Annotated in this window: 22 protein-coding genes and 1 other annotated feature; of the genes, 15 read left to right on the forward strand and 7 right to left on the reverse strand. The window is 38.6% G+C overall.

All coding sequences use genetic code 11. The features are described 5' to 3' along the window. Positions 1-10: 10 nt before the first annotated feature. On the forward strand, positions 11-1,834 hold the full coding sequence (glpO, locus tag A5844_RS06865; RefSeq protein WP_086284459.1) for a type 1 glycerol-3-phosphate oxidase: 1,824 nt from the start codon (positions 11-13) through the stop codon (positions 1,832-1,834). Next, positions 1,835-2,551, forward strand: coding sequence for an MIP/aquaporin family protein (locus tag A5844_RS06870; RefSeq protein ID WP_086284460.1), 717 nt, complete (start codon positions 1,835-1,837; stop codon positions 2,549-2,551). It abuts the gene before it with no gap. A 421-nt stretch (positions 2,552-2,972) separates the two neighbouring features. Here the strand turns inward: A5844_RS06870 and A5844_RS06875 are convergent, their stop codons facing one another. Further along, complete coding sequence (locus A5844_RS06875) at positions 2,973-3,350, reverse strand: DUF1093 domain-containing protein (protein ID WP_086284461.1); 378 nt, start codon at positions 3,348-3,350, stop codon at positions 2,973-2,975. 410 nt (positions 3,351-3,760) lie between these two features. Here A5844_RS06875 and A5844_RS06880 point away from each other — a divergent pair, with 410 nt between their 5' ends. Then, positions 3,761-5,674, forward strand: coding sequence for an endonuclease MutS2 (locus A5844_RS06880; RefSeq protein WP_086284462.1), 1,914 nt, complete (start codon positions 3,761-3,763; stop codon positions 5,672-5,674). A 116-nt stretch (positions 5,675-5,790) separates the two neighbouring features. After that, positions 5,791-6,360 carry a CDP-alcohol phosphatidyltransferase family protein gene (locus tag A5844_RS06885; RefSeq protein WP_086284463.1) on the forward strand — a complete coding sequence of 190 codons (570 nt, stop codon included), beginning with the start codon at positions 5,791-5,793 and terminating at the stop codon, positions 6,358-6,360. 217 nt (positions 6,361-6,577) lie between these two features. Here A5844_RS06885 and A5844_RS06890 read toward each other — a convergent pair whose 3' ends face one another. Next, positions 6,578-6,838, reverse strand: coding sequence for a metal-sensitive transcriptional regulator (locus tag A5844_RS06890; RefSeq protein WP_086284464.1), 261 nt, complete (start codon positions 6,836-6,838; stop codon positions 6,578-6,580). Positions 6,839-7,008: 170 nt separating this feature from the next. Between A5844_RS06890 and A5844_RS06895 the strand changes: the two genes are divergently transcribed. The 4 genes from A5844_RS06895 (at position 7,009) to nagE (ending at position 12,393) form a co-directional block, all read left to right on the forward strand. Continuing rightward, positions 7,009-7,320: a rhodanese-like domain-containing protein gene (locus tag A5844_RS06895; RefSeq protein WP_086284465.1), complete on the forward strand. Its 312-nt coding sequence runs from the start codon at positions 7,009-7,011 to the stop codon at positions 7,318-7,320. A 1-nt stretch (position 7,321) separates the two neighbouring features. Continuing rightward, positions 7,322-8,992: an FAD-dependent oxidoreductase gene (locus tag A5844_RS06900; RefSeq protein WP_086284466.1), complete on the forward strand. Its 1,671-nt coding sequence runs from the start codon at positions 7,322-7,324 to the stop codon at positions 8,990-8,992. 126 nt (positions 8,993-9,118) lie between these two features. Continuing rightward, positions 9,119-9,958, forward strand: a complete 840-nt coding sequence (locus A5844_RS06905; RefSeq protein WP_086284467.1) for an LPXTG cell wall anchor domain-containing protein — start codon at positions 9,119-9,121, stop codon at positions 9,956-9,958. Positions 9,959-10,392: 434 nt separating this feature from the next. Next, a complete protein-coding gene (gene nagE, locus A5844_RS06910; RefSeq protein WP_086284468.1) occupies positions 10,393-12,393 on the forward strand; it encodes an N-acetylglucosamine-specific PTS transporter subunit IIBC in 2,001 nt (666 codons plus the stop codon). Positions 12,394-12,563: 170 nt separating this feature from the next. Here nagE and A5844_RS06915 read toward each other — a convergent pair whose 3' ends face one another. Further along, complete coding sequence (locus A5844_RS06915) at positions 12,564-12,884, reverse strand: heavy metal-binding domain-containing protein (protein WP_086284469.1); 321 nt, start codon at positions 12,882-12,884, stop codon at positions 12,564-12,566. Positions 12,885-13,109: 225 nt separating this feature from the next. Between A5844_RS06915 and dhaM the strand changes: the two genes are divergently transcribed. From dhaM to A5844_RS06945, 6 genes are all read left to right on the forward strand, one after another. Then, a complete protein-coding gene (gene dhaM / locus A5844_RS06920) occupies positions 13,110-13,505 on the forward strand; it encodes a dihydroxyacetone kinase phosphoryl donor subunit DhaM (protein WP_086284470.1) in 396 nt (131 codons plus the stop codon). Position 13,506: 1 nt separating this feature from the next. After that, entirely contained in the window at positions 13,507-14,490 is a 984-nt protein-coding gene (dhaK, locus tag A5844_RS06925; protein ID WP_086284471.1) for a dihydroxyacetone kinase subunit DhaK, read from the forward strand. A gap of 14 nt (positions 14,491-14,504) precedes the next feature. Then, positions 14,505-15,104, forward strand: coding sequence for a dihydroxyacetone kinase subunit DhaL (gene dhaL / locus A5844_RS06930; protein ID WP_086284472.1), 600 nt, complete (start codon positions 14,505-14,507; stop codon positions 15,102-15,104). Between the two features lie 191 nt (positions 15,105-15,295). Next, positions 15,296-15,499: a binding site (T-box leader), on the forward strand. A 97-nt stretch (positions 15,500-15,596) separates the two neighbouring features. Then, on the forward strand, positions 15,597-16,853 hold the full coding sequence (gene tyrS, locus A5844_RS06935; protein ID WP_086284473.1) for a tyrosine--tRNA ligase: 1,257 nt from the start codon (positions 15,597-15,599) through the stop codon (positions 16,851-16,853). A gap of 626 nt (positions 16,854-17,479) precedes the next feature. Beyond that, positions 17,480-17,815 (forward strand): hypothetical protein, encoded by a 336-nt coding sequence (locus A5844_RS06940; protein ID WP_086284474.1) that lies wholly within the window; start codon positions 17,480-17,482, stop codon positions 17,813-17,815. A 20-nt stretch (positions 17,816-17,835) separates the two neighbouring features. Beyond that, positions 17,836-18,036, forward strand: a complete 201-nt coding sequence (locus A5844_RS06945) for a hypothetical protein (RefSeq protein ID WP_086284475.1) — start codon at positions 17,836-17,838, stop codon at positions 18,034-18,036. Between the two features lie 853 nt (positions 18,037-18,889). Here A5844_RS06945 and A5844_RS06955 read toward each other — a convergent pair. The 4 genes from A5844_RS06955 to mdxK all read right to left on the reverse strand — a co-directional run bounded on the left by A5844_RS06955 (position 18,890) and on the right by mdxK (position 23,976). Continuing rightward, a complete protein-coding gene (locus A5844_RS06955) occupies positions 18,890-19,903 on the reverse strand; it encodes a LacI family DNA-binding transcriptional regulator (RefSeq protein ID WP_086284477.1) in 1,014 nt (337 codons plus the stop codon). A 120-nt stretch (positions 19,904-20,023) separates the two neighbouring features. After that, complete coding sequence (locus A5844_RS06960; RefSeq protein ID WP_086284478.1) at positions 20,024-21,031, reverse strand: aldose epimerase family protein; 1,008 nt, start codon at positions 21,029-21,031, stop codon at positions 20,024-20,026. Continuing rightward, complete coding sequence (pgmB, locus tag A5844_RS06965) at positions 21,024-21,689, reverse strand: beta-phosphoglucomutase (RefSeq protein WP_086284479.1); 666 nt, start codon at positions 21,687-21,689, stop codon at positions 21,024-21,026. The genes A5844_RS06960 and pgmB overlap by 8 nt, the downstream gene beginning before the upstream one ends. Continuing rightward, positions 21,682-23,976, reverse strand: a complete 2,295-nt coding sequence (mdxK, locus tag A5844_RS06970) for a maltose phosphorylase MdxK (protein WP_086284480.1) — start codon at positions 23,974-23,976, stop codon at positions 21,682-21,684. Before mdxK ends, pgmB begins: the two co-directional genes overlap by 8 nt. Positions 23,977-24,256: 280 nt before the next feature. Here mdxK and A5844_RS06975 point away from each other — a divergent pair, with 280 nt between their 5' ends. Then, the gene (locus A5844_RS06975) at positions 24,257-26,419 is read left to right on the forward strand and encodes a PTS transporter subunit IIBC (RefSeq protein WP_086284481.1); all 2,163 of its coding nucleotides are present in this window, start codon (positions 24,257-24,259) and stop codon (positions 26,417-26,419) included. The last annotated feature ends 28 nt before the right edge of the window (positions 26,420-26,447 follow it).

The raw sequence follows: 26,447 nt of genomic DNA on the forward strand, positions 1-26,447 counted from the left end.
GAACACGAATATGTTTTCAAAAACAACAAGACAAGAAAATATTAACCACATGAAACAAGAAGAATTAGATCTTTTGATTATCGGCGGTGGAATTACCGGTGCAGGTGTGGCGATCCAAGCGGCAGCATCAGGCATCAAAACAGGTTTGATCGACATGCAGGATTTTGCTGAAGGGACTTCTTCACGCTCCACTAAATTAGTCCATGGAGGGATTCGTTATTTAAAAACATTTGATGTAGAAGTAGTGGCTGATACAGTAGGTGAACGTGCGGTAGTTCAAAGTATTGCTCCTCATATCCCTAAGCCAGATCCAATGTTGTTGCCAATCTATGAAGGTGAAGGGGCAACCACGTTTAATATGTTCTCTGTCAAAGTAGCCATGGATCTTTATGATAAGTTAGCAAATGTGACTGGAACGAAATATGAGAATTATACACTCACGCCTGAAGAAGTATTAAAACGTGAACCATTCTTGAAAAAAGAAGGTTTAAAAGGTGCCGGTGTTTATCTGGATTTCCGTAACAATGATGCTCGTTTAGTCATCGACAACATCAAAAAAGCAGCAGAAGATGGGGCATATTTAGTCAGTAAAATGAAAGCTACCGGATTTATCTATGACGGGGACAAGATCGTTGGGGTTAAAGCTCGTGATCTGTTAAGCGATGAAGTGATTGAAATTCGTGCCAAAATCGTGATCAACACAAGTGGTCCATGGGTCGATAAAATCCGTAACTTGAATTTCAAACGAGCAATCTCACCAAAAATGCGTCCTACAAAAGGAATTCATTTAGTGGTAGATGCTAAGAAATTACCAGTTCCACAACCAACTTATTTTGATACTGGCAAACAAGACGGACGGATGGTCTTTGCCATTCCTCGTGAAAACAAAACTTATTTTGGTACAACAGATACAGATTATCAAGGCGATTTTACTGATCCTAAAGTAACACAAGAAGATGTGGATTACCTATTAGAAGTCATTAACCATCGTTATCCAGAAGCAAATATTACACTGGCAGATATTGAATCAAGTTGGGCTGGTCTACGTCCACTTTTGATTGGAAATTCTGGTTCAGACTACAATGGTGGAGATAATGGTTCAATTTCCGATAAGAGTTTCCGTAAAGTCGTAGATACGGTGACAGAGTATAAAGAAAACAAAGTATCTCGTGTGGAAGTAGAAGACGTCTTGAATCATTTAGAAAATAGTCGGGATGAAAAAGCACCATCTACTGTTTCTCGTGGTAGTTCACTAGAACGAGAACCCGATGGATTAGTGACTTTATCAGGAGGGAAAATCACCGATTACCGTAAAATGGCAGAAGGAGCAATGAAGCTGATCCGCCAATTGCTAAAAGACGAATATGGTGTAGAAACAAAAGAAATCGATTCGAAAAAATATCCTGTTTCTGGTGGCGATTTTGATCCAACAAAACAAGAAGAAATGGTCCGTGAATTTGCCCAAATCGGGATCGAAGCTGGCTTAAGTGAAGAAGATGCGACCTATATTGCCGACTTCTACGGAACAAATGCAAAACGAATCTTTGAATTAGCTAAAGAAATGAAACCATATCCTGGATTGACACTAGCTGAATCCGCACGTTTACGCTATGCCTTAGAAGAAGAAATGGTCTTGGCACCAGGTGATTATTTGATCCGTCGAACGAACCATATGCTTTTTGAAAGAGATCAATTAGACGAAATCAAACAACCAATCATCGATGCGATTGCTGAATATCTTGAATGGTCAACAGAAGAAAAAGAACATCAAAGCAAACAATTAGAAAAATTGATTGCTGAATCAGATTTGCGTGAACTGAAAGGGGCAAATTAAATGAATGCAGATATGACCCAAATAATGGGTGAGTTTATTGGAACAATGATCTTGATCCTTTTAGGAGACGGCGTGTGTGCGGCGGTTAATTTGAATAAAAGTAAAGCGCACGCATCTGGTTGGATCGTCATTGCCTTTGGTTGGGCCTTAGCGGTTACAATGGCTGTTTATATTTCAGGATTTATGGGACCAGCACACTTAAACCCAGCAGTAACGCTAGGTATGGCAATGACTGGTGGAATCGGTTGGAACTTAGTCGTGCCCTTTATCATCGCACAACTTTTAGGCGCAATCGTAGGAGCTGTCCTTGTCTGGTTATCTTATCTGCCTCACTGGCAAGCAACAAAAGATCAAGGCGCGATTTTAGGAACATTTGCTACAGGACCCGCAATTCGTAATTATCCAGCCAACTTTATTACTGAAGTCATTGGCACATTCGTATTAGTCCTAGGCTTACTGGCATTCGGCCAAACTGCATTTGCAGATGGAACTAATGTCTTTGCTGTAGGTGGCTTGATCTTAGCCATCGGTCTATCTTTAGGTGGACCTACCGGATATGCCATCAACCCAGCTCGTGACTTAGGACCACGTATCGCGCATGCTATTTTGCCAATTGCGAACAAAGGAGATTCAGACTGGAGCTATTCATGGGTACCAGTCATCGCACCAATGGTTGGCGCTGTCGTAGCAGTAGGTATGTATACATTGATGGTTTGAGTCCTATTTTACTAAAATCAATTGAAATGAAGTGAGTATGTAAAACCCAATCTCAAAGCTTAAAAAGCAACCTGTTGATTTGATCTACTGAGACCATCGTAAAACAGATTTATCTGTTCTGCGATGGTCTTTTTATTGTGCTTGTGATATCTAGGCACTGCATGGTCGACGATCAATAAAAATTAAAAATAGTTGAGATTGGATTTGATTTTTTTCTTATGTGCATAGTAGAGGGCATGAAATGTTGTTTACCAAGCAATATGAAAATAGGACATTAGAAGAAAATGTAAGTACAACAAAAATAGCTTTCTATATTTTTGTGATTTCAAGACTTCATAGCTTGATTTTACAATAGTGAAACAGCAGTGTGTTCCTATCATCTTTGCACAAGGGTAGTAATAAAGGAGCTTGGCTGTCGTTTTTATTGTAGCTTACTTAAAATATTCTCAGGCACGGTTTCTTTAGCAACAGCTGTAGGACCTGAAGTGACTCTCTTTTGACTAACTTCTGCTTTGACGTAGCTGTTTGGTTCAAAAGGTGTTGGATTTTCTGATTCAACGCTGTAAGGTAATTTGATTTTTTGACCATTTGATGTCACGAAAGTCAGTTCGTAACTATAGGATTTCCAATCCCACATTTTTTTACCGTTAGCATCCACAGCATCTTTTCGTGGGGGGATAGCTTCTGGTGTTTTTGCATAGGCCGTTTGGCTATTGTATGTTTCATCATAATACTGATAAGCTTTGTAGCCGCCAAATAGTACTAGTAAGATGGCAATTGCGCCAATTATTTTTTTCATAAAACCACTCTTTTCTATTTATTTTATAAGTAGATTATCTCCGATAGTCTACTAATTTGAAAATCGAAAAAGGTGACAGTTTTGATAGTTTTTTCGTTATGGCATAAAAAGCGGTTTCTTGTTTTTGATTGACAATTTTTTATAGGATTGTTATATTGGAGATGAAAATAAATAAAACCTAAATGAGCGAGGTATTTTGATGAGTGTAGTAGGTATCTAATAGCGTAAGTTGAATAGCCAATAAAGCAATTCGCTTATTTGGCGTGCTTATAGATGATACCTGTCAAAATCAATCTTTTTGTATCTTACCAAGGGCGGGACATGTCTTATTTAAGCGTGTTTCGCTCTTTTGTTTTATCCTTGGGTTTTTATTTATTTGGGGCAGGTATCTCTTCAAAAAAGGAGAGAATATGAATCATACAATCAAACAATTACAATTTGAACAAATCAGAAATGAAGTCATTGCCAGAGCTATCGGTAACTATACGAAAGAACGGATCGCTGACATGTCGATTCCTTCGAATCTACAAACCGTACAAGCAAGACAGACTGAAACTAAAGAAGCTCGTTTGATCTTAGAGAGCAACCAACATGTACCTTTCATGGGTCTGACTAGAATTGGTGGATTAACGAGCCAAGTGAAAAAGGGGCTGGTATTAACGCCAGCAGAATTGATCGAATATGCTGATTTTTTACGTAGCAGTCGGATGATCACACGTTTTTTTGAGAAAAACCAATATCAGACGCCTTTACTGTATTCTTACAGTAAAAATCTGCCCGACCTTCAATATGTGGAAGAGTTGATTTATCAACAAATAAATAATCAACGAGTATCAGATGATGCATCGAGAAATTTACGTAAAGTGCGAAAACAGCTACAAGTAGTCGAAAAAGAAATCCAAGATCGGCTGATGAAATTCCTAAGACATCCTAGCAATAAAGAAATGATCCAAGACGCAATGATCGTTCAAAAAGGCGAACATGCAACGATCCCTATCAAAGCAAGTTATAAAAATAAAGTAGCTGGTACGATTATCGAGCAGTCGAATAAAGGAACAACAGTATTCATTGAACCAACTGCGGTAGCAAAAGCCAATGAGAACTATCAGCTATTGAAAGCAGAGGAGATAACAGAAGAGTACCAAGTATTAGCTACTCTAACAGGGGCATTAGCTGAGAATGAACAAGCAATCGATCAAATCATTGAAACGGTAACAGTATTAGACATCATTTTTGCCCGTGGAAAGTATAGTCGAGAAATCAATGGGATTACGCCGCAGATCAACAAATCAGAACGTGTAACGATCAAACAAGGGAAACATCCTTTATTATTGGAAAAAGCGGTGCCGTTAGATTTCCACTTAGGAACAGCTTATCGGGGACTTGTTATCACAGGGGCAAATGCGGGTGGAAAAACAGTAGTATTGAAAACTGTAGGCTTGTTGACTTTGATGGCGATGTTCGGGCTACAAGTCCCAGCAGAAAAAGGAACGGAATTAGCGATATTTGATGAGATTTTTGTGGATATTGGTGATCAACAAGATATTGCGAATGCGTTAAGTACCTTTTCCGGTCATATGCAAAATATCGCTGAGATTTTGCAAAAAGTAAAGAGAAATACTTTGGTTTTGCTAGATGAGATCGGTAGTGGAACTGAACCAACAGAAGGTGCAGCATTGGCAATTGCGATCATGGATGCCATGTATCAAAAAGGGGCATTGATTGTTGCGACGACTCACTATGGAGAAATCAAACAATTTGCTGAGACTCATGAAGACTTTGTTCCAGCAGCGATGGCTTTTGATCGAGAAGCACTGCAACCCAAATACCTATTACAAGTAGGCAAAACTGGTGAGAGTCAAGCGTTATGGATCGCTCAAAAGATGCAAATGTCAAAAGAGTTGATCTTACAAGCGCAACAGTACCTTACAAATAAAAACTATCCAATGAAAAAGCGTGAATTTAAACAACGGATTGACCGAACACTCATCGAACCAAAAGAAAAACGAATCTTTTCAAAAGGAGATCGCATTTTCTCCACACAACACCAAAAAGAAGGTTTGGTCTTCGAGGACCTAGGAGAAGAAACTGTAGTGATTTTTATAGATGAACAGCTACTTCCTATTTATCGACAACGTGTGATTTTTAAAAGAAGTGCGGAAGAATTGTATCCAGTAGGTTACGATTTAGATAGTTTATTTACTGACTTTAAAACGAGGAAATGGGAAAAAGATATCGCACGAGGGTCAAAAAAAGCCCATAAAAAACTACTAAAAGAAGCACGTCTTCGTCAAGCGGAGAGGGAAAAAGAGCAGGGAAAGTAAATGTCAGGCGTAAGAGTTTGTATAGTAAATACGATAAAGAGACGTAGGACGAGTAGTGGAAAAAATTGGTTCAGTACTAACTTGATGAAGATAAGAACTAAGGGAGTGATCAAGAAATGAAAAGAATACCTAGTGTGTGGAAAGAGATTCAAACGATCCCCAATCTGCTGTCTATTCTTAGAATGATCCTATTGCCTCTGTATCTTTATTTTGTGGTGCATGAAGCATTTTATTCAGCGGGGGTGATCATCCTATTTTCAGGTGTGACTGATTTTTTAGATGGGTTTATTGCTAGGAAATTCCATCAGATCACTGAACTCGGTAAAGTCTTAGATCCTTTGGCAGATAAGCTGACCCAGCTTGTATTGATCGTTTCACTAGCATGGGAACGACCGTTTATTTGGTGGATTTTAGGATTATTCCTAGTGAAAGAAGGATTTATGCTCATTGCGGGAATCATTGGTTTACATCGGAAGGTGAAACTAGACGGTGCAAAGTGGTATGGAAAATTAGCGACTGCAGTGATTTATGTAGGAATGGTCATCTTATTGTTATTTCCAGAGATCTCTGAAGTTTGGCTGAAATGGATTTTGATCGTAATCACTTATAGTTTGCTACAATCCTTTATCTTGTATATTTTAGAATACAAAAATCTACTAACAAAGCAGGAAAAACCAGAATTTTAAGAAGGAATCTGAAAAAATTCATATATCACGATTTCTTTCTTTGGACTATGATTTGTTGGATACCATTGATCGAGGTTGTGAAGAAGTTGAATAGTTACAAGTAAACAGTCGGAAAAAGTGGCAGGGACAAACAACTATGAAGGCACCAAAGCCCTCATGGGTGTTTGTCCCATACTCTTTTAACTGATTTATAGGAACTGAGTAGCTAGACACTACCTTATTTCTTGATGATCATATTGATAGCTTGTTCCATTCTTTTTGCTTGTTCTTCTGGGCTATTTTCAGGATGTTCCAAACAATTTTTAAGATTTTCAGCGACGATCATGCCCATCACTCGATCAATACTTGAGCGAACGGCGCTTAATTGTGTGATCACATCCATACACTCCTTTTCTTCATCGATCATCTTTTGTATTCCTCGTATTTGTCCTTCCGTACGTTTTAGACGATTTATAATTGTTTTATTATCTATAGTCATGAGGAAATCCTCCTTTTGTATTTTTTATGATAATACCCTATATAGGTATCTTTTGCAAATATCTGATCAATCAAAGTTTCTATCTAAACTAATTAGTTGACAGCAGACATTATTTATCGTTAAATATACCCCGTAAGGTATTTTAAAAATAAAAACGAGGTGCTGTAAAAATGGGACTATTTAATTTTAGCCAATCAATTTCCACAGAGGAATTAAAGCAGAAAACAAAGGATTCTATTCAGTTGGTGGATGTGCGAACACCTGCCGAATACCGGGGAGGGCATATCAAACAAGCAAAAAACGTTCCGTTAGATCGTGTCACGAGTTACCGTGGAAATAAAGAAGAACCTGTATATGTGATTTGTCAGTCGGGCATGCGTAGCAAACAAGCAACAAAAGAATTGAAAGCGTTAGGTTATGATGCTATTAATGTACGTGGTGGTATGAATCAGTGGGTCGGACCAACGATTGGAGGAAAATAATATGAAAGTGATCATAGTAGGAGGCGTTGCAGGTGGAATGTCAGCTGCCACACGATTACGTCGTTTAAAAGAAGAAGCGGAAATCATTATTTTCGAAAAAGGCCCTTATGTATCATTTGCTAATTGTGGGCTTCCTTATTACTTATCAGGAGAGATCGGTGAGAGGGAAGATTTACTGATCCAAACACCAGAAAGCTTGGCTGCTCGTTTCCAATTAGATGTGCGAGTGAATCATGAAGTAACAGCGATTTTTCCAGAAGAAAAAGCGGTCGAAGTATTGCATGAAGGAACCTTAAGAAAAGAAAATTATGATGCATTGATCCTTTCCCCTGGTGCCAAACCATTTATTCCGTCAATGGAAGGATTAGCAGAAGCGGACAATGTATTTACTGTGCGGAATGTACCAAATATTGATGAAATCATGGAGAAATTGATGCAACAACCAAAAAGAGCGGTAGTCATAGGTGCTGGCTTTATTGGGATCGAAATGGCAGAAAACTTGAAAAAGCGTGGACTTGAAGTGACGATTGTGGAACGTACGCCACAGGTAGTACCGACACTTGACGAAGAGATGGCTGTATATGTGCAACAAGAATTAGAGCGTAACCAAGTACGTGTTCTAACAAATCGAGCCGTTACAAGTTTTGAACAAGGAGGGAAACTCCTTCATTTAGATAATGGAGAGGTTCTTTCCTCTGATTTAACGATTTTATCGGTAGGCGTACAACCAGATAGTACTTTAGCAGAAATGGCTGGACTAGAACTTGGTTTGCGTGGGGGAATCGTTGTGAATGAGCAATATCAGACAAGTGATCCAGCTATTTATGCAGTTGGTGATGCGATCGTAGTCAAACACCAAGTGACGAAAGAAGAAGCTTTGATTTCTCTGGCTTCTCCTGCGAATCGTCAAGGTCGTCAAGTTGCGGATTGTATCGTCGGGTTACCAAGAGTAAATCGTGGGAGTATCGGTACAGCGATAGTTCGAGCATTTGGAACAACGGCGGCTTCTACCGGTGTCAGTGAACGTCAAGCGAAAAAAGCTGGTCTTTCGTTTAAAGTGGTTCATGTATCTGGAAAAGATCATGCTGGCTATTATCCTAATGCAACAGAAGTGCTATTAAAACTTATTTTCCATCCGAAAACTGGTGAAATCTATGGGGCACAAGGAGTTGGTGCAAAAGGGATCGATAAACGGATCGATATTCTAGCAACGGCGATCAAAGGGAATTTGTCGGTCTTTGATTTGCCAGAATTAGAATTAACTTATGCTCCGCCATTTGGTTCTGCCAAAGATCCCGTAAACATGTTAGGTTATGTTGCAATGAATGTGATCGAAGGACTCAGTGACCCTATCCAATGGTATGACTTGCCAACTGAATTAGCAAAAGGGAAAAAAGTATTAGATGTTCGTAACGAAAAAGAATTAGCAAATGGCTATTTTGATGGTGCCGTCCATATTCCATTGAATGATTTGCGGTGTCGTTTATCTGAATTAGATCAAGAACAATCTTATATCGTCAGCTGTCATAGTGGGTTGCGTAGTTATTTAGCAGAACGAATCTTAAAACAAGCTGGATTCAAAGTACAAAATTTAGATGGAGCATTTGCTTTGTATCATGCAGTTAGACCAAAAGAATTGAGCTATCCAGTGAAAACTGAGAATAAGCTATAAGTCAACAGCAGATATCAAATGATGAGGTAGCAGATTTAGACAGATTTAGATGATTGTGCATGTTCGTTTTGACTCTTTTTTACTATAATGATCAGTTAGTGAAAAGTAAGAGAGGAGAAGAAATGGATGGGGAAAAAGACAATCATGCTTGTCTCGATAATGGCTAGTTGTTTCTTACTTTCTCAAGGTGTATTGGCAGAGACAACGGACATGCCACTATCAACTAATGATTCAGCAGTTGTGGCTACACAAGATTCCTCGAACTCAACAGGATCAGCGAGTTCAGAGGCAACAACACCTACTTCTTCGGAAAATACAGAAATTTCTGGAACCAAAGAAGAACAAACGAATGATTTGAAAACACTGGAAGAACGAAGAAAAGAAATAGAAAAAGCATTAGGAGAGGCTGAACATCAATTAGTTGAAAACCAAGCCAAGATCGATCAAGCATTACAAGAATTACAGGGGCAATTGACCACGGATCGTGAAAAAGTCAACCAAGATCTAGCAAATGCGCAAGCCAAGGTGGAAGCAGCTAGGCAGACAATCGGTGCTACAACTCAACGAGCGGCAGAGGTAGAAACACAACTAGGCGAGTTTGCGTCATCTACCGCCAACAAGTTGGATGAAACGCAAGGAGAAATTGCTACAGCTAGTGCTGAGATCCACGGGAAAGCCGAAGAAGCGAAAGCGATGATAGCCGACTTTGATGCTCAAAAAGAAGAATTATCGGCAAGCATTCAACGTATCAAAGCTACTTTGCATTCTGCTAGTGATAGGACAGCGCAGGCAACACCAAAGCCAACAGAAACAACAATGACAACAGAAAAAAATAAAGAAACAGAACAAGCTCCAGTAGCAAAAACGCTACCTAAAACAAATGAAAATCATTTGTTAGGATTGCCTTTGATTGGTGCTTTGCTAATCGGTGCAATTGGTGTTTATGTCATGGGCAAGCGAATTTAGAGTCATGATCTCTAACAAGTCGTATGATAGAAGTAATAACAGTATTCTTTGAATTCCCATAAAAGTCAAAAGATCCTAGAGAATGAACTCTTTTAGGATTTTTTGGCTTTTTTTGTAAAAAATATTTTAGGAGAAATTCCTTGGCGAAAGTGAGAGAAGGGTTTTTAGGCTGTGTTTCTTTTTTTATAGTAAATGGTATTTATGATGAATGCATCATTGGTATACCTTTAACTTAGGTGCTTTTTTTAGATTAGAAGCTAAATATAGCTTGTATTAGATAAGTTAAAAGACTTTCCCATTTTTTCTATTCATTTAAATGTAAAAGTGGTATACTCATTTTGTTGTTTTTAGATAATTTCTAGAAAGTTTTCAAAATATTGTACAAAATGCTCTGTTAGCTTATGACAGAAAGTTTATATGAGGAGGAAGAAGAATTGAAAGCATACATGCAACGAATGGGTCGTTCTTTGATGCTTCCAGTAGCGGTGTTACCAGCTGCATCATTGCTAGTTGGTATAGCAAATTGGTTAGTAGGATTGGGGATCAGCAATGCAGGCACCACTTTTCTGATGAATGCAGGATTAGCGATTTTAAACCATTTAGCTTTATTATTCGCAGTCGGACTAGCCTTAGGGATGTCAAAAGACAAAGATGGATCAGCAGCATTGGCTGGACTAGTTGCCTATTTGATCCCGCAAACTGTTTTAGCGGCGGATTCAGTCCAAGGGTTACTGCATCTAGGGGATATTACTGAAGTTAATCCAGCGTTTAATACGATGGATAATAATGTATTTGTGGGGATCATAGCTGGCTTAGTCGCAGCTGAAATGTATAACCGATTTAGTCAAGTGAGATTACCGATGGCATTGTCATTTTTTAGTGGGAAGCGATTAGTGCCAATCATGTCAGCCCTTAGCATGTTGGGGATATCCGCAATTTTATTATTTATTTGGCCAAGTGTGTATGATGTTTTAGTTTCTTTTGGTGAAAGTATCTCGCAGTTAGGATTTGTCGGTGCTGGGTTGTATGGTTTATTCAATCGGTTATTGATACCAACTGGATTACATCATGCGCTGAATTCGGTTTTCTGGTTTGATGTAGCTGGGATCAACGATATCGGCAATTTTTTAGCAGGTCAACAAGCCTTAGATAATGGGAAAGCGATTATTGGGCAAACTGGGATGTATCAAGCTGGCTTTTTCCCAGTGATGATGTTCGGATTGCCGGCTGGTGCATTAGCGATTTATCAATGCGCACGCCCCGAAAAGAAAAAACAAACAGCATCCTTGATGCTTGCAGCTGCTTTTGCTGCGTTTTTTACCGGCGTAACTGAGCCTTTAGAATTCTCGTTTATGTTTGTAGCGTGGCCTTTATATGTATTACACGCTATATTTACAGGTATTTCCTTAGCAGTAAGTGCCTTTTTCCATTGGACAGCTGGGTTTGCTTTTAGTGCTGGTTTTGTCGATTACTTTTTGTCTTTAGAAAACCCTGTAGCCAATTATCCCTTGATGTTGTTACTTCAAGGATTAGTGTTTGCTGCAATCTATTATTTTGGGTTTCGCTTTGCCATCAAGAAATTCAATTTGCTGACACCAGGAAGAGAAACAGTAGATGGGGAAGAAACGCCGGATGTGGCGGTTGATAATAGTGATTTTTCACAAATGGCTGCCACTATTTATGAAGCGCTTGGGGGTAAAGAAAATATCCAAACAATCGATAATTGCACGACTCGTTTGCGTTTGCAAGTCAAGGATACAGCTTTGGTTGATCAAGAAAAGATCAAAAGGACAGGTGTTCCAGGTGTCAAGGTCATTGACCAAACGAATATTCAAGTCATCGTAGGTACACAAGTTCAATTTGTAGCAGATGAAATGATCAAGCTTTATCAAGGAACGCAATACTCAATAGCTAATGAAAAAGAAAGTATGCAATCTCCGATCAAAGAAGTAAAAAATCAATCAGAGAATCATCCGTCTAAGAAAGAGTTAGCACTTTACGCACCAGTAAATGGTCGACTCATTCCAATTACCGAAGTTTCTGATCCAGTATTTGCAGAAAAAATGATGGGAGATGGCTACGCAGTCATTCCTGAAACAAACGAGATTTTTGCACCAATCAGCGGGACGATTATGAATATCTTCCCAACGAAGCATGCCTTAGGGATAAAAACGGATACCGGGATCGAAGTCTTGTTGCATATGGGGATCAATACGGTAGAGTTAATGGGAGAACCATTCACACTTTACGTGAAGGAAGGTCAGCAAATCAACCGAGGGCAATTGATTGCCGAGGTGGACCTTTCTTTGTTGGAAAAAGCAGAGAAAAAAACAGATATGATCGTTGTGTTTACAAACGGGGATGCAGTAGAACAATTAACGATTCAAGCAAATCCTTTCGTAAAGGCAAACGAAAGGATCGGTGAAGTGAAGTAATCGATCGGAGAAACTATCGTTATTTAAAAAGGGAAGAAGGTCAGTGAAGTCACATCTTCCCTTTTTTAGAGGAGCGTGAAACAAAAGTATGATTTACTCTTGTTTCACGCTCTAAATACGGATAAATGGCGGAATCGAAGGAGTTAACCGCTTGTCCCAGCCCCTTGACTCTATACTAATTTGACAGCTGTCCCACTGCAAGTGACCATCAACATGCCATTGTCACTACCTAAAACTTCATAATCCATCTTCATTCCAATGATTGCATCAGCACCTAGTCCTTGTGCGCGTTTTGTCATTTCTTCTAGGGCTTCTTCTCTAGCAACCATTAATTCATCTTCATAGCTTTTAGATCTACCGCCGAATACATTTCGTAATCCAGCACCCAAATCCTTTAAAACGTTGATACCAGTGATTACCTCTCCAAAAACAATTCCTTGGTAAGCTGCCACTGTCTGATTCTCTACATTGTTTGTAGTTGTAATGATCATTTTGATCACTCCTTTCTTTAAGAAAAGTATAGCAAATTTCTTTAACCAATAGTCAATTTACAGTGACTTGTAATAAAAACTATAGACAATATCAGCGCATTGTTTCCACTAAACCAATGAGTTGTTATATACTGGAAATGTACCTTAGAAAAAATCATATTTGTATAACACGAAAATGAAAACGCAACCAAAACAAATATTCCTAAAAGCAAGGGGAGAAGCTAGATGAAAAAAAGTATTTTGTTGCTTTCTCATAGTCAAAAAGTGACAGATGGGATTAAAGAGATGATTGAGCAAATGCAACAATCCGAAGAGGTTGAGATTTTATCTCTAGGAGGGATTGAAGAAGGGCGTCTGGGTTCTGATCCGATGAAAATCGTGGATGCGATCAATCAAACAGATTCTTCTGCCTATTTTGTTTTTGCAGATATTGGTAGTGCGGTGATGAATTCAGAGTTAGCAAAAGAATTTTTAACGGAGGAACAACAAAAAAATTATTATCTAGTTGATGCGCCAATCGTTGAAGGCGCTTTTGCGGCAGCTATTACTGCAGGTAATACGGATAATCCTCAACAAATCATAGACGAAGCGCAACAAGCAGGAAAGGAAGGGTGGAAGTAAAATGAAAAAAATCATGAATGATCCCGGAACTATCGTTGAAGAAATGTTAGCAGGTATTGTTAAAAGTTATCCAGAACTCGTGCATCAGGTAGGCGATTCACGAGTTATTGCGAAAAATCATCAACGTGAACAAGTGGGACTCGTTTCTGGTGGCGGCAGTGGCCACGAACCCGCACATGCTGGCTTTGTGGGAACAGGTATGTTAAGTGTGGCTGTCTTAGGAGATGTCTTTACTTCGCCAACCCCTGATCAGATTCAAACTGCCATCAAAGAAGCGGATAAAGGTGAAGGTGTCCTATTGATCATCAAGAATTATACTGGTGATATCTTGAACTTTGAAATGGCGAAAGATATGGCAATGATGGATGGAATCGACGTAGAAGAAGTAGTAGTAGATGATGATATTGCAGTCGAAAATAGTACCTATACTGCCGGGAAAAGGGGAGTAGCAGGAACAGTCCTCGTCCATAAAATCCTTGGAGACGCTGCTAGGAATGGGGCTAGTCTTTCCGAATTAAAAGAATTAGGTGATCGAGTAGTAGCGAAAATCAAAACGATTGGGGTAGCCCTCAGAGCAGCGACTGTACCGGAAGTTGGTAAACCAGGATTTGAGTTAGCTGAAGATGAAATTGAATACGGCGTGGGGATACATGGTGAACCAGGGTATCGTCGAGAAAAGCTACATCCATCAAAAATGCTAGCCAAAGAATTAGTGACGAAAATCTTAAGTGAATATCCAGAAAAGCCTAAAGAAGTCGGTGTATTAGTCAATGGCATGGGTGGAACACCTTTGATGGAACAGTTTGTCTTTATCAATGACATATTGATGTTATTAGAAAAAGAGAGTATAGAGGTAACGTTCCATAAAGTGGGTGATTTTATGACCTCTTTAGATATGCAAGGCATCTCTTTGACGGTTATCGATTTAACGAATACTGCTTGGAAAGCCGCTTTGACAAGCGACGTAGAAACAATCTCATGGTGAAGGATGGAATGACAATGGAATGGACAACAGAGAAAGTACAAGCATGGTTGACTGATTTTACAGAAGCAATTAAAGAAAACAAAGCCTATCTCAGTGACTTAGACACACCAATTGGTGATGGTGATCATGGGAATAACATGGGAAGAGGAGTTACAGCTTACGAAGAAGCTATGAAGAAAGAAGAACCTGAAACGATCAGCGATACCTTTAAAACTCTATCCATGGCAATGATCTCTAAAGTTGGAGGTGCTTCGGGTCCGCTCTATGGTTCTGCATTTATGAATATGATGAAAGCAACAAAAGGACTTGAACGCATTGATTCGCAAACGCAATTAGGAGCAATCATTCGTGAAGGCGCAAATGCCATTCAAACGAGAGGTAAAGCAGAAAAAGAGGATAAGACGATGTTAGATGTCTGGTTCCCCGTGGCAGATGCTCTAGAAAAAGAAGGATTAACGGAAGAAGTCATTGAACAAGCGAAGGAACACACGAGCGGGTTGATTGCTAAAAAAGGACGAGCTTCTTACTTAGGTGAACGCTCAGAAGGGCATATTGATCCAGGTGCGGCTTCCAGTGCGATCTTATTCATGACAATGTTAGAAAACATGAGATAAAGATAAAAAGAAAGTTTTTCGACTTTGATTGGAAAGCATACGGAGATAAAAGCATTTTTGTTTTATTTTTGATTAGTTGGCTTTTAGTTATGATATCTGATTTTCTTGTTACCTTAGGTGGGGAAAGGGTGAAATACTTATTGACAAAGAAAAAATAGCCCTTTAAGATAGAAGATACATCTATATATTATAAATAGACAGGGAATAAAACGAAGTAGTGACGAAGCCAATGTTTCAGGAAGCTAGTGGATGCTGCGAACTAGTACAAGCTTTTGCATGAATTACATTTTAGGAGTCTATGGCACACAGCCACGCGACAGCGTTACATGTTTGAGTGATATGTTTTTTAGGAAACATATAAACTGGGTGGTACCGCGAGTAAATTCGTCCCTTGACAAGATCGTCAAGGGACTTTTTTTGTTTTAGTTTTAAAATTAAAGAGGCATGCTAGCAGATTCCTGCTTTCATAAAAAAGATACGGAGGACAATGGAATGAATATTATTGATGAGTTAACATGGCGTGATGCTATTAATCAACAAACAAATGAAGAACGACTACGTGAACTAGTCGAAGAAAAGAGCATCTCCCTTTATTGTGGCGTTGACCCTACAGGTGACTCCATGCATATCGGACATTTGATCCCATTTATGATGATGAAAAGATTTCAGTTAGCTGGACATCATCCTTATATTCTGATCGGTGGAGGAACTGGAACAATCGGTGATCCAAGTGGTCGTATCACAGAACGTGTGTTGCAAACAATGGAACAAGTACAACACAATGTTGATGCACTTTCCAATCAAATGCGCAAACTTTTTGGCAAAGATGCGAATATCACTTTTGTCAATAACTACGACTGGCTATCCAAAATCTCTTTATTGGAATTTTTACGAGACTATGGGAAAAACTTCAATATCAATACGATGTTGGCAAAAGACATCGTTGCAAGTCGTTTAGAAGTTGGGATTTCATTTACAGAATTTACTTACCAAATCTTACAATCGATCGACTTTTTACATTTACACAAAACTTATGATGTCCAATTACAAATTGGTGGGGCTGACCAATGGGGCAATATCACCGCTGGGTTAGACTTGATCCGCAAGTTAGTGGGACCAGAAGCTGAAGCCTTTGGACTAACGATTCCTTTGATGTTGAAAGCAGATGGAACGAAATTTGGGAAAACAGCTGGAGGGGCGATTTGGTTAGATCCTGAAAAAACTTCACCTTATGAATTTTACCAATTCTGGTTGAACCAAGATGACCGTGATGTGGTAAAATACTTGAAATTCTTCACTTTCTTAACCCAAGATGAAATCAATGAATTAGCGCAAAAAGTTGAAACAGAACCAGAAAAACGGGAAGCGCAACGTCGTCTAGCAGAAGAAGTCACACGTTTTGTCCATAGTGAAGAAGCTTTACAAGAAGCACAAAGAATCACCGCTGCCTTGTTCTCAGGAAATATCAAAGAACTAAATGCAACAGAGATTGCACAAGGGTTTGGAAACATGCCAAATGTTGAAATTTCAAGTACTCCTGAAAACATCGTGGAATTACTCGTTGCTACAAAAATTGAACCATCGAAACGTCAAGCACGTGAAGATGTTAAAAATGGCGCAATCAGTATCAATGGGGAACGTATAACTGATCTGGATTTTGTTATCGATCCATCTGAAGAATTTGATGGGAAATTCGTGGTCATCAGAAAAGGGAAGAAACGCTACTTCTTAGCGAAAGTCATCGATTAGACGGTTGGTTGTGATTTTCCAATAAGTCATTTAATAGAAACTCTCTTTTTTTTAAAAAGAAATAGAGAATATCACAGAATCAATCGAAGAAGTGAGTGGGGACTGTGTGTCTCAATTTGGAGATTCTCCACTTTTTTGAAAGTTTTACTTACTGCAAAAAATCAGCAGAGGAAAAATTGATTACTTTTGTTTAAAGGGATAGGCAGAATGGTGCCTGTCCCTTTTTTGAATGTGCTAAAAATTTTCAGCAACAAATATAAGTTGATAATAAATAATACAAACAAATATAAAAAATGAAAAAAGATGAAATTGAATCTAAAAAATATTTTCGTATAATTGGCTAAATATGAGATAATAAAAATAAAAAAAGAGGATAAACATATGCCTAAATACAGTATTGGTTTAGATATTGGGATTGCTAGTGTTGGTTGGTCGTAGCTTGATAAACGAAGAGACACTGCTGATTTGTATCTCTTTCGTTTAAAGGATAATTTCTGGGCAATACATTCTGTTTCCTAAAACTTCAAATGACAATAGGTGACGATTATACCCTCAAAACAACAACAAGTTATTCTAACAACGATAATTTGGATGTATCTATACAAAAAGACGAGAATGGTGACCTTATGGTAGTAAAAATGGAAACAAAAGCTCGTGCTAATGTTGCAAGATGGGGAGCATGGCAATATACTCATATTGCTTTAAGTACTGGCGTAACAGCTGGAGCTATAAATACTGCCTACTCTAAAGGAATTGGTTCTGTTTTAGGTATCTTTGGTTTGCCTGGCTGGGCAATAGGAAATCTTCTAACTGCAGCTGGTTGGACAAATTATGGTAATTCTCCAGGAAATGCAGTCGCTCGCCTATGGGATAAAAATCATAATGGTTGGGTAGGCTTTTACAAACGAACTGGTTATAATGGAGCGGGAAGGGCTGTGGCCACTGCTTATAAAACAGAGTAAATAATACAAAAGGAGAACCTATGAAAGCTAAAATAGATTTATTCTACGAAAAACATCCTTATCTCGTCCTTTTGATCAATTTGTTGCTAGGTAGTATTATCGGAATTTCTGTTGAATATTTACTCAATAATGACTTTATAGGTTCTGGTTTCTATACGGTTTTGTTTTTAAGTCTTCTTGAAGCTTTTTCAATTTACAGGAAATCCAAAAAAAATAAATAACTTCAAAGTTCCTTTTATTAGTAGGGACTTTTTGTTGCTTATAGCAAGCAATAAAGTATACCCTGTTGTTTTGTACTCTCAATAATTTCCTAATAATAATAAAAATTTATTTCGGAAAAATCTAAGCTTTTAGCTGTAGGCGAACATAAATAGTACATAGACGATTATGATCTCAAAAAGACATTTTACGATTCCTTTAAAAAGCAATCTATATTAGATGCTATAGTAATACTTATAATCCACTTAAAAAGGAGTGAATGAAAGTGTTGTTGGTTCAGCGAGGTTCTGTAAAATACCTGTGGGAGCGATACAATGGTTACAAAGTGGGCTCTAGTGAGGGAATGACAGACTGAATGTTGAGAAAATCGTTGCTGCTATATAGCACTTCACAAACTATGAATCGTAAAAAAATCATAAAAAAGCACCCTTATTTGAGTATAATTATCTTCGGATTAATTGCGAGTACATTTTGGATTACTATAGAATATATAGTGAATAAGAATTTTGTTGCTAATGGCATCTATGGACTTTTGTTTTATTATGTAATTGCATTATCTAGTGTTAAATATAACCTGCCAAAAAAAAATAAAAAATAAGTCGGAGACTCTGAAAATACTTTTTCATATTTTCGAGATTCTTCGGCTTATTTTCAAAAGGCGTACTATTAAAAAAAGAATAGATAGATCAACTTCGAACAATGGTAGCGCAGGTTAATAGATGTGAAGAAGCATTTTCTGGTCTATTGTCTCAAATTCCGTCTTAATAATCGAAGCTGAACGTCTTCTTCACAACCTGGCTAATGGTGTTCTATCAGCTGATTTTCTTTCTTATCGCTTAGAGTAAAAGGCTGCTGTCACAACCTCTTTTCCACTACAGTTTCTCGTTTGATCAAGCGGTGGGGGATGACTAGGCGAACGCCGTTACTTACTTCGTCATTAATCAATTCTTGTAATTTTTGCATAGCGACTCGTCCTAGTTCAGAGATATCGATATCGATGCTCGTTAAATAAGGATGGGTCAAAGTTGAAAAAATCGAGTTATTGAAACTGACGACGGATAATGTATCTGGAATGATGTATCCGTACATTTGTGCAAGCTGCATAGTTCGTAAAGCAAAAATATCATCAATGACGACTAGTGCAGTGGCTTTTGTTTCTTTCAATGTCGTATCAAAGATCAGATAATCTTCAGCTTGTTCTAGGTTCACGCTAGGGTGTGCTTCTAGTCCTGCTAACATCATTGCTTTTTGATAGCCAAAATAGCGTTCAAAGTACAAGCTTTCATGTGTCGTATTGGTAACGAAGAGGATATTCTCATGGCCGTTTTCGATTAAAAACTCGGTTGCTTGTTTTCCTAACAATTGGTTATCGTTATCGATATAAATAATTTCGTTTTCGTGATGATAAGGCTGACCGATCAAAGTGAAGGGGATCTTGTTTTTATAGAGATAATCAATGACGGGATCGTCACTATCTGAGTAGACAAGAATAAAGCCGTCAACTTGTTTTTGTAAGTGCATCCGTTCGACGTTTTCTAATAAAACATCAAAATTTTTTGCTGTCGCGATGGCGGTAGTCATTCCATGGTGACGAGCTTCTTCATTGATTGCTTCCATGATTTCTAAATAAAAAGGATTGCCGATTCTCTCTTTTGAATCTAGTGGTGGCAAAATCACTCCCACAGCACTCGAAACTCGCTTTCCTAGATTTCTTGCCGTGATATTTGGGACATAGCCAAGTTCATCCATGATTCTTCGAACTTTCTTTTTAGTGTTTTCTGAAATGCTTGGATGGTCATTGATGACACGAGAAACAGTCGATGTCGCAACTCCTGCTTTTTTTGCCACATCTTTCACTGTAATAGCCATAGTTTTAAATCACCTTTCTTTTCTTTCACGACATGTAACGATCCACTGGATAAACTCGTTCAAATAGTAGTTATTTTCTATTTTTATGATTCAGCGAAAAATCCTGATTCTACATTTTTTTTATAATTGGCTGAATTCATAATTGGTTTGGCTGATTCGTTCTTGTCCAGGGTGTAGGTTGATTGAGCCAAATGCTGGAAAATGAACGATATCGGGTATTTCTTGTGGTTCGATGGCTAAGCCGTAGTTTGAATGCATTTTCTTGCCGTTGATCGAAAAATCAGCATCGAATCCAGTCGTAGAAAATAATACCACACTTTTATTCGTAGTTGCTATAGCTAGTTGACGTCCAGATATTTCTTCTGACAGCGTTAATATGTTTTTTGATAGTTTAGGATTACTTAACAGAAAAACATCGTCAAGTCCTTTTGGATAATGAGACAAAATTTCAGACAATGTACGTGGTTTGTAGAAATCAAGGGGCAAAGCTTTTCTTTTGATGCGTTCACCAGTAGGTAAGTGTTCATGATCTAGTTCTAACATGCTGTCTAATTGAACTTGTAACTGGTGTGTTTCGATATCACGTTTTCCATCACCAGAGAGATTAAAATAGGCATGATTGGTCGGGTTACAGATTGTTTCAACAGGACTGTTGGCTGTAGTCGTCATTTCTAATTTATTTTTTATCAAACGATACGTTACTGTTGTAATGATAGGGCCTGGATATCCAGAAGAGGTATCTTTTAGGTAGAAGACGACTCCCACAGATTGTGGTGTCTTGAAAATCTCTACATCCCAAAATTGAAAGGACCAACCGTTTGTACCACCATGGATATGATGTTTTCCACTGTTTTTTTCTAACTGTTGTTCATTCCATAGTCCATCACGGATCCTGCCTGCTACTGGTCCTACCGTGGCACCAAAATAACTCTGGTCTGTCAACACATCCTCTAGTTTGTCATAAGACAGCAAAACATTTTCCATATGGCCATGTTTATCTGGAGCGAATATTTGATGCAAGCGAGCGCCATAATTGAGAAGAACGACTTCTAGCTCGTCGTTCTTCAGTATGATTTTCTTTAAATTTGTTTGATAAATGGGGAGGACAGTAATGCTGGGTTCAGACATTTTTTCGCCATACCTGCTTTAAAAAATCAAGTGTCAAAGAGGTCGTATCGGCTACGATCGGAACATCCTCCCCTAGATCTTCCTTACGTCCTACGCCTACGGGATAAGCCCCACTTGCGATGATTGCTTGTATCCCAGCTTTTGCATCTTCAATACCAATACAATCTGAAGCCTCTTCATCGATCTCTTTTGCAGCTAATAAAAAGATATCGGGAGCTGGTTTGCCTTTTGCTACTTTTGCAGGATCAGCAATAGCATCAAAGTAGGAAGTCAAAGCCATTTTGGATAGGAGAAGCGGACCGTTCTTACTGGCAGAAGCAAGTGCGATTTTGATCCCAGCTTCTTTTAATTCGGTGAGTAACTCTACGATCCCAGGAAAAACATCTTTTGGGGTGATTTCTTGGATCATTTCAAGATAGTACTCATTTTTTTGTTTTGCTAATGTGGTGAATTCTTCTTTTGAATAGTCATTTTCTTTATGACCGTATGCAAGGAGGAGAGCTAACGAATCTTCGCGACTCACTCCTTTAAGTTGTTCGTTGAATGTACGATCAATAGAGATACCGATTTCTTCTCCTAGTTTTTTCCAAGCACGATAATGGAATTCGGCTGTATCTGTAATTACACCATCTAAATCGAATAAGACACCTTTAAACATTCGCCTCTTCCTTTCTCAATGGGATTTCTAGATGATCCGCTAATTCTTCGGTATTTCCATAAATCGTTAAGGATAAAGTTTCGCCGTTTAGTAAACTGAACGTTACTTGTTCATTGGATACAGAAACGAAGATCAATCTTCCTCGATAGTTGATATGGAAGGAATAAGCTTGCCATGTTTTTGGTAAGAATGGTGCAAAGGAAAGTTCTTCATGGGCCGTTTTCATTTGAGCAAAACCTTGGACGATGGCTAACCAGCTTCCAGTCATCGAGGTGATGTGTAAGCCATCTTCTGTATCATTATTATAGTTATCAAGATCTAGACGAGCAGTTCGCTGATACATTTCGACCGCTTTTTCTTCCATGCCGAGTTCAGCAGCTAAAATGGCGTGGATACTTGGGGAAAGGGAAGATTCATGAACGGTCATTGGCTCATAGAAATCGAAGTTGCGTTGTTTTTCTTCTTTTGTAAAGGAATCGTTGAAGAAATAAATACCTTGTAAAACATCTGCTTGTTTGATAAAGCAAGAACGCAAAATTTTATCCCAAGACCATTTTTGATTCAAAGGTAATTCATTGGCTGGAAGTTCAGAAACTGGCTTCAAGTCTTTATCTAAAAACGTATCGTGCTGGACAAAAATACCTAGCTCTTCATCTACAGGAAGATACATGTTCTCTGTGATATCTGCCCATTTTGCCAATTCTTCATCACTGATTTCCACAGTTGTTTCTTCTTTGAAAGCCAAATAGTTTTCACGAGTGTAGCGTAATACCCAAGTAGCAATCGTATTAGTGTACCAGTTATTATTGATATTATTTTCATATTCATTTGGTCCAGTGACACCATGGATCATGTATTTGTTGTGGCGTTTAGAGAAATGGACACGATCTGCCCAAAAGCGAGCGATTTCGGTCAAGACTTCCAGTCCTTCTTGTTTCAAGTAAGTAGTATCACCTGTATAATTGGTATAGTTATAGATGGCATAAGCGATTGCGCCATTTCGGTGGATTTCTTCAAATGTGATTTCCCATTCGTTATGACATTCAACGCCAGTGAAAGTAACCATTGGATACAAAGCCCCTCTTAACCCTTGTTGTTGGGCGTTATGAATGGCTTGTGGTAATTGGTTATGACGATACTTCAATAAGTTTTTGGTTACTTTAGGATCTGCTAATGCTAAATATAAAGGAACGGCGTAAGCTTCGGTATCCCAGTAGGTCGCACCACCGTATTTTTCACCAGTAAAGCCTTTTGGTCCGATATTCAAACGTTCATCTTCGCCATAATAGGTGGAGAATAATTGGAAAAGATTGAACCGGATTCCTTGTTGTGCTTCATCGTCTCCTTCAATTACAACATCTGCTAGTTCCCAACGTTTTGCCCAAGCGTTAGTTTGTTCTTCTTTAGCTTTGTCGAAATGTGCATTCAATGTTTGGAAATCAGAGGTGATTTGGCTGATTTGTTGTGCTTCAGGTACATCACGACTTGTTAACACTAAAACTTCTTTGTCGATGATTAAAGGTTCGTTCAGGGATAGTTCTTTAGAAAAAACAGCATGTAACGCAAGGGTTCCTTCTTCGTAAGTAGGGAGCAGACGTTCACCGTTGATGAAGTGGCGCATCGCTGTACTTACAGTGAATTGTTCAATACCAAAAGGATTGGGAATTGTTTGGGTCATCAAATAGCCGATTTCTTGTGCTGTCCCTCGATCGATTTGATTCCAAAAGTGTTCATCATAGTTACTGTCTTCATTTTGTACATTGCCGTCTAATTTAGAAACTACTTTCACTGTTCCTGTACCTTCCAATAGTTCGATGGTGACACGAATATAAGCGGCTTCACTTTTGACGATGCTTAAGAAACGCTCGAATGATAGACGGATTTTGTTTGAAGCGGTTGTAATAGTAAAACTACGAGACAATACACCGTTTTTCATGTTTAATTCCCAATAGAAGTCTTCAGGGTCTAAAGAGGCTAGATCAATTAATTGGTCGTTGATGAATAGATCCATAGCGATGAAATTGACTGCATTGATGACTTTACCGAAATATTCTGGATAGCCATTTTTCCACCAGCCGACACGTGTCTTATCAGGATACCAGATCCCTGCAAGATAGGTGCCTTGATGGTGATCGCCAGAGTAAGATTCTTCAAAATTTCCTCGCATCCCCATATAACCGTTACCGATACTTGTCAAAGATTCTTGTAAACGTAAATTTTCTTTATCTAAGGTTGTGGTGCTGATTTTCCAAGGATCAATCTGGAATAAGCGTTTGATTTGTTTCATTGTTCTCCTCCTAAGTGATTTAATACTTACGTTCATAATAAACGCAACCGATTGCGCAAGTCAATAGAAAAGTTAGGAATATATTTTTTAAAATACAGATTTCTTTTGAGTGAACTTTAAATAAAAAGTTACTTCTTATATAAGCACTGTTTAAGAAGATTTTATATTTGTTTATTTCGTTGGATTATTTTTACAAAACAAAAATAAAGCATTTACAAAAAAAGAATCTACAGCTATAATGCTAATTAACGAAACCGATTGCGTAAAGGAGAGAATGAAGTTGAAGAAATTATTTAGTTTTGAGTTTTGGCAAAAATTTGGAAAGGCTTTAATGGTCGTGGTAGCAGTGATGCCAGCGGCAGGGTTGATGATCAGTATCGGGAAATCGATCCCATTGATCAATCCAGATTTAGCGGCACTTGTTACTACAGGTGGTGTGATTGAAAATATTGGTTGGGCTATTATTGGGAATTTACATCTTTTATTTGCATTAGCAATAGGGGGCAGTTGGGCAAAAGAACGTGCAGGTGGTGCATTTGCAGCCGGGATTGCTTTTATCTTGATCAATCGGATCACAGGAGCAATTTTTGGCGTTACTTCAGACATGTTGGCGAATGAAGATGCCTTTACGCACACCTTGTTTGGTACCAAGATCATGGTCAAAGGATTCTTTACTAGTGTGTTGGAAGCGCCAGCATTGAATATGGGGGTATTTGTAGGGATCATCGCTGGTTTTGTCGGTGCGATGGCGTTCAACAAATACTATAATTATCGAAAATTACCTGATGCACTTTCGTTCTTTAATGGAAAACGTTTTGTGCCATTTGTTGTCATTTTATGGTCAACGATTGTTGCTTTATTATTGGCACTAATTTGGCCAGTGATTCAAGCTGGTATCAACAACTTTGGTTTATGGATTGCTCAATCACAAGATAGTGCGCCAATTTTAGCTCCTTTCTTATATGGAACGCTAGAACGCTTGCTTTTACCTTTCGGACTACATCATATGTTGACGATCCCGATCAACTATACCCAATTGGGAGGGACATATGAGATTTTATCAGGAGCACAAGCAGGAACCCAAGTCTTCGGTCAAGATCCACTGTGGTTAGCTTGGGCAACTGATTTAGTGAATCTAAAAGGTGCCGGCGATATTTCACAATATGAATTTGTCTTAAATAATTGGACGCCAGCACGTTTCAAAGTCGGACAAATGATTGGTTCTTCTGGTATTTTGATGGGGATGGCGTATGCCATGTATCGCAATGTTGACCCTGATAAAAAAGAAAAATATAAATCCATGTATTTTTCAGCAGCTCTAGCCGTTTTCTTAACAGGAGTTACTGAACCATTGGAATTCATGTTTATGTTTGCGGCAGTGCCGTTGTATGTCATCTATTCGGTGATTCAAGGAGCTGCATTTGCGATGGCAGATATCTTGCCTCTACGTGTCCATTCTTTTGGCAATATCGAATTGTTGACTCGAACACCTTTAGCAATTAAAGCGGGACTTGGAGGAGACTTGATCAACTTTGTGATCTGTGTCATTCTCTTTGGAGTAGTGACTTACTTCTTAGCAAACTTTTTGATTAAAAAGTTCAATTTTGCAACACCTGGACGCAATGGCAACTACACGGATGATACGCAAGAAACAACTAGTTCTACGAATACTGGCTCAGTCGATCAACAAATCATTCAAATTATCCACTTGCTTGGTGGAAAAGAAAATATCAAAGATGTGGATGCGTGTATGACACGTCTACGGGTAAGTGTAGTGGATCGTGAAAAAGTAGGCTCTGAAGATGCTTGGAAACGAGCAGGAGCAATGGGATTGATCGTCAAAGACAATGGTGTTCAAGCAGTATACGGACCTAAAGCTGATGTCTTGAAATCCGATATCGAAGATTTGCTTCAATCAGGAGTAGTGATCCCAGAACCACAAATTGAAGAAGTGGTCATCGAAAAAGAGACTCCAACTCAAGCACTTGGTATCGAAAAAGAAATACATGCTGTTGCAACTGGGGAAGTCATCGCATTGGCCCAAGTCAATGATCCGGTGTTTTCACAAAAGATGATGGGAGACGGTTTTGCAGTGATTCCTGCAGAAGGCACGATCGTCGCACCGATTGCCGGGAAAATCGTCAGCATTTTTCCAACGAAACATGCAATTGGTATGGAAACAGCAGAAGGGGCGGAAGTATTGATCCATATGGGGATCGATACGGTGAAAATGGCTCAGCCTGCATTTGAAATCTCAGTCAGAGAAGGCCAAGAGGTTATGCCAGGGACTAAACTTGCTTTCATGGACCTTGAAGAAATCAAAAGACAAGGAAAAGAAACAACAGTTATGGTTCTCTTCACAGATGATAAAGTGAAAGAAGTAGCTATTACGAAATTAGGAATGGCTGAAATGAATACAGAAATCGGTCAAATCAAGTTATAATCAATAAGTAGAAACAGAGGTTGTGATA

The sequence above is a fragment of the Candidatus Enterococcus wittei genome, assembly GCF_002140175.1.
Classification (GTDB): Bacteria; Bacillota; Bacilli; order Lactobacillales; family Enterococcaceae; genus Enterococcus_B; species Enterococcus_B wittei.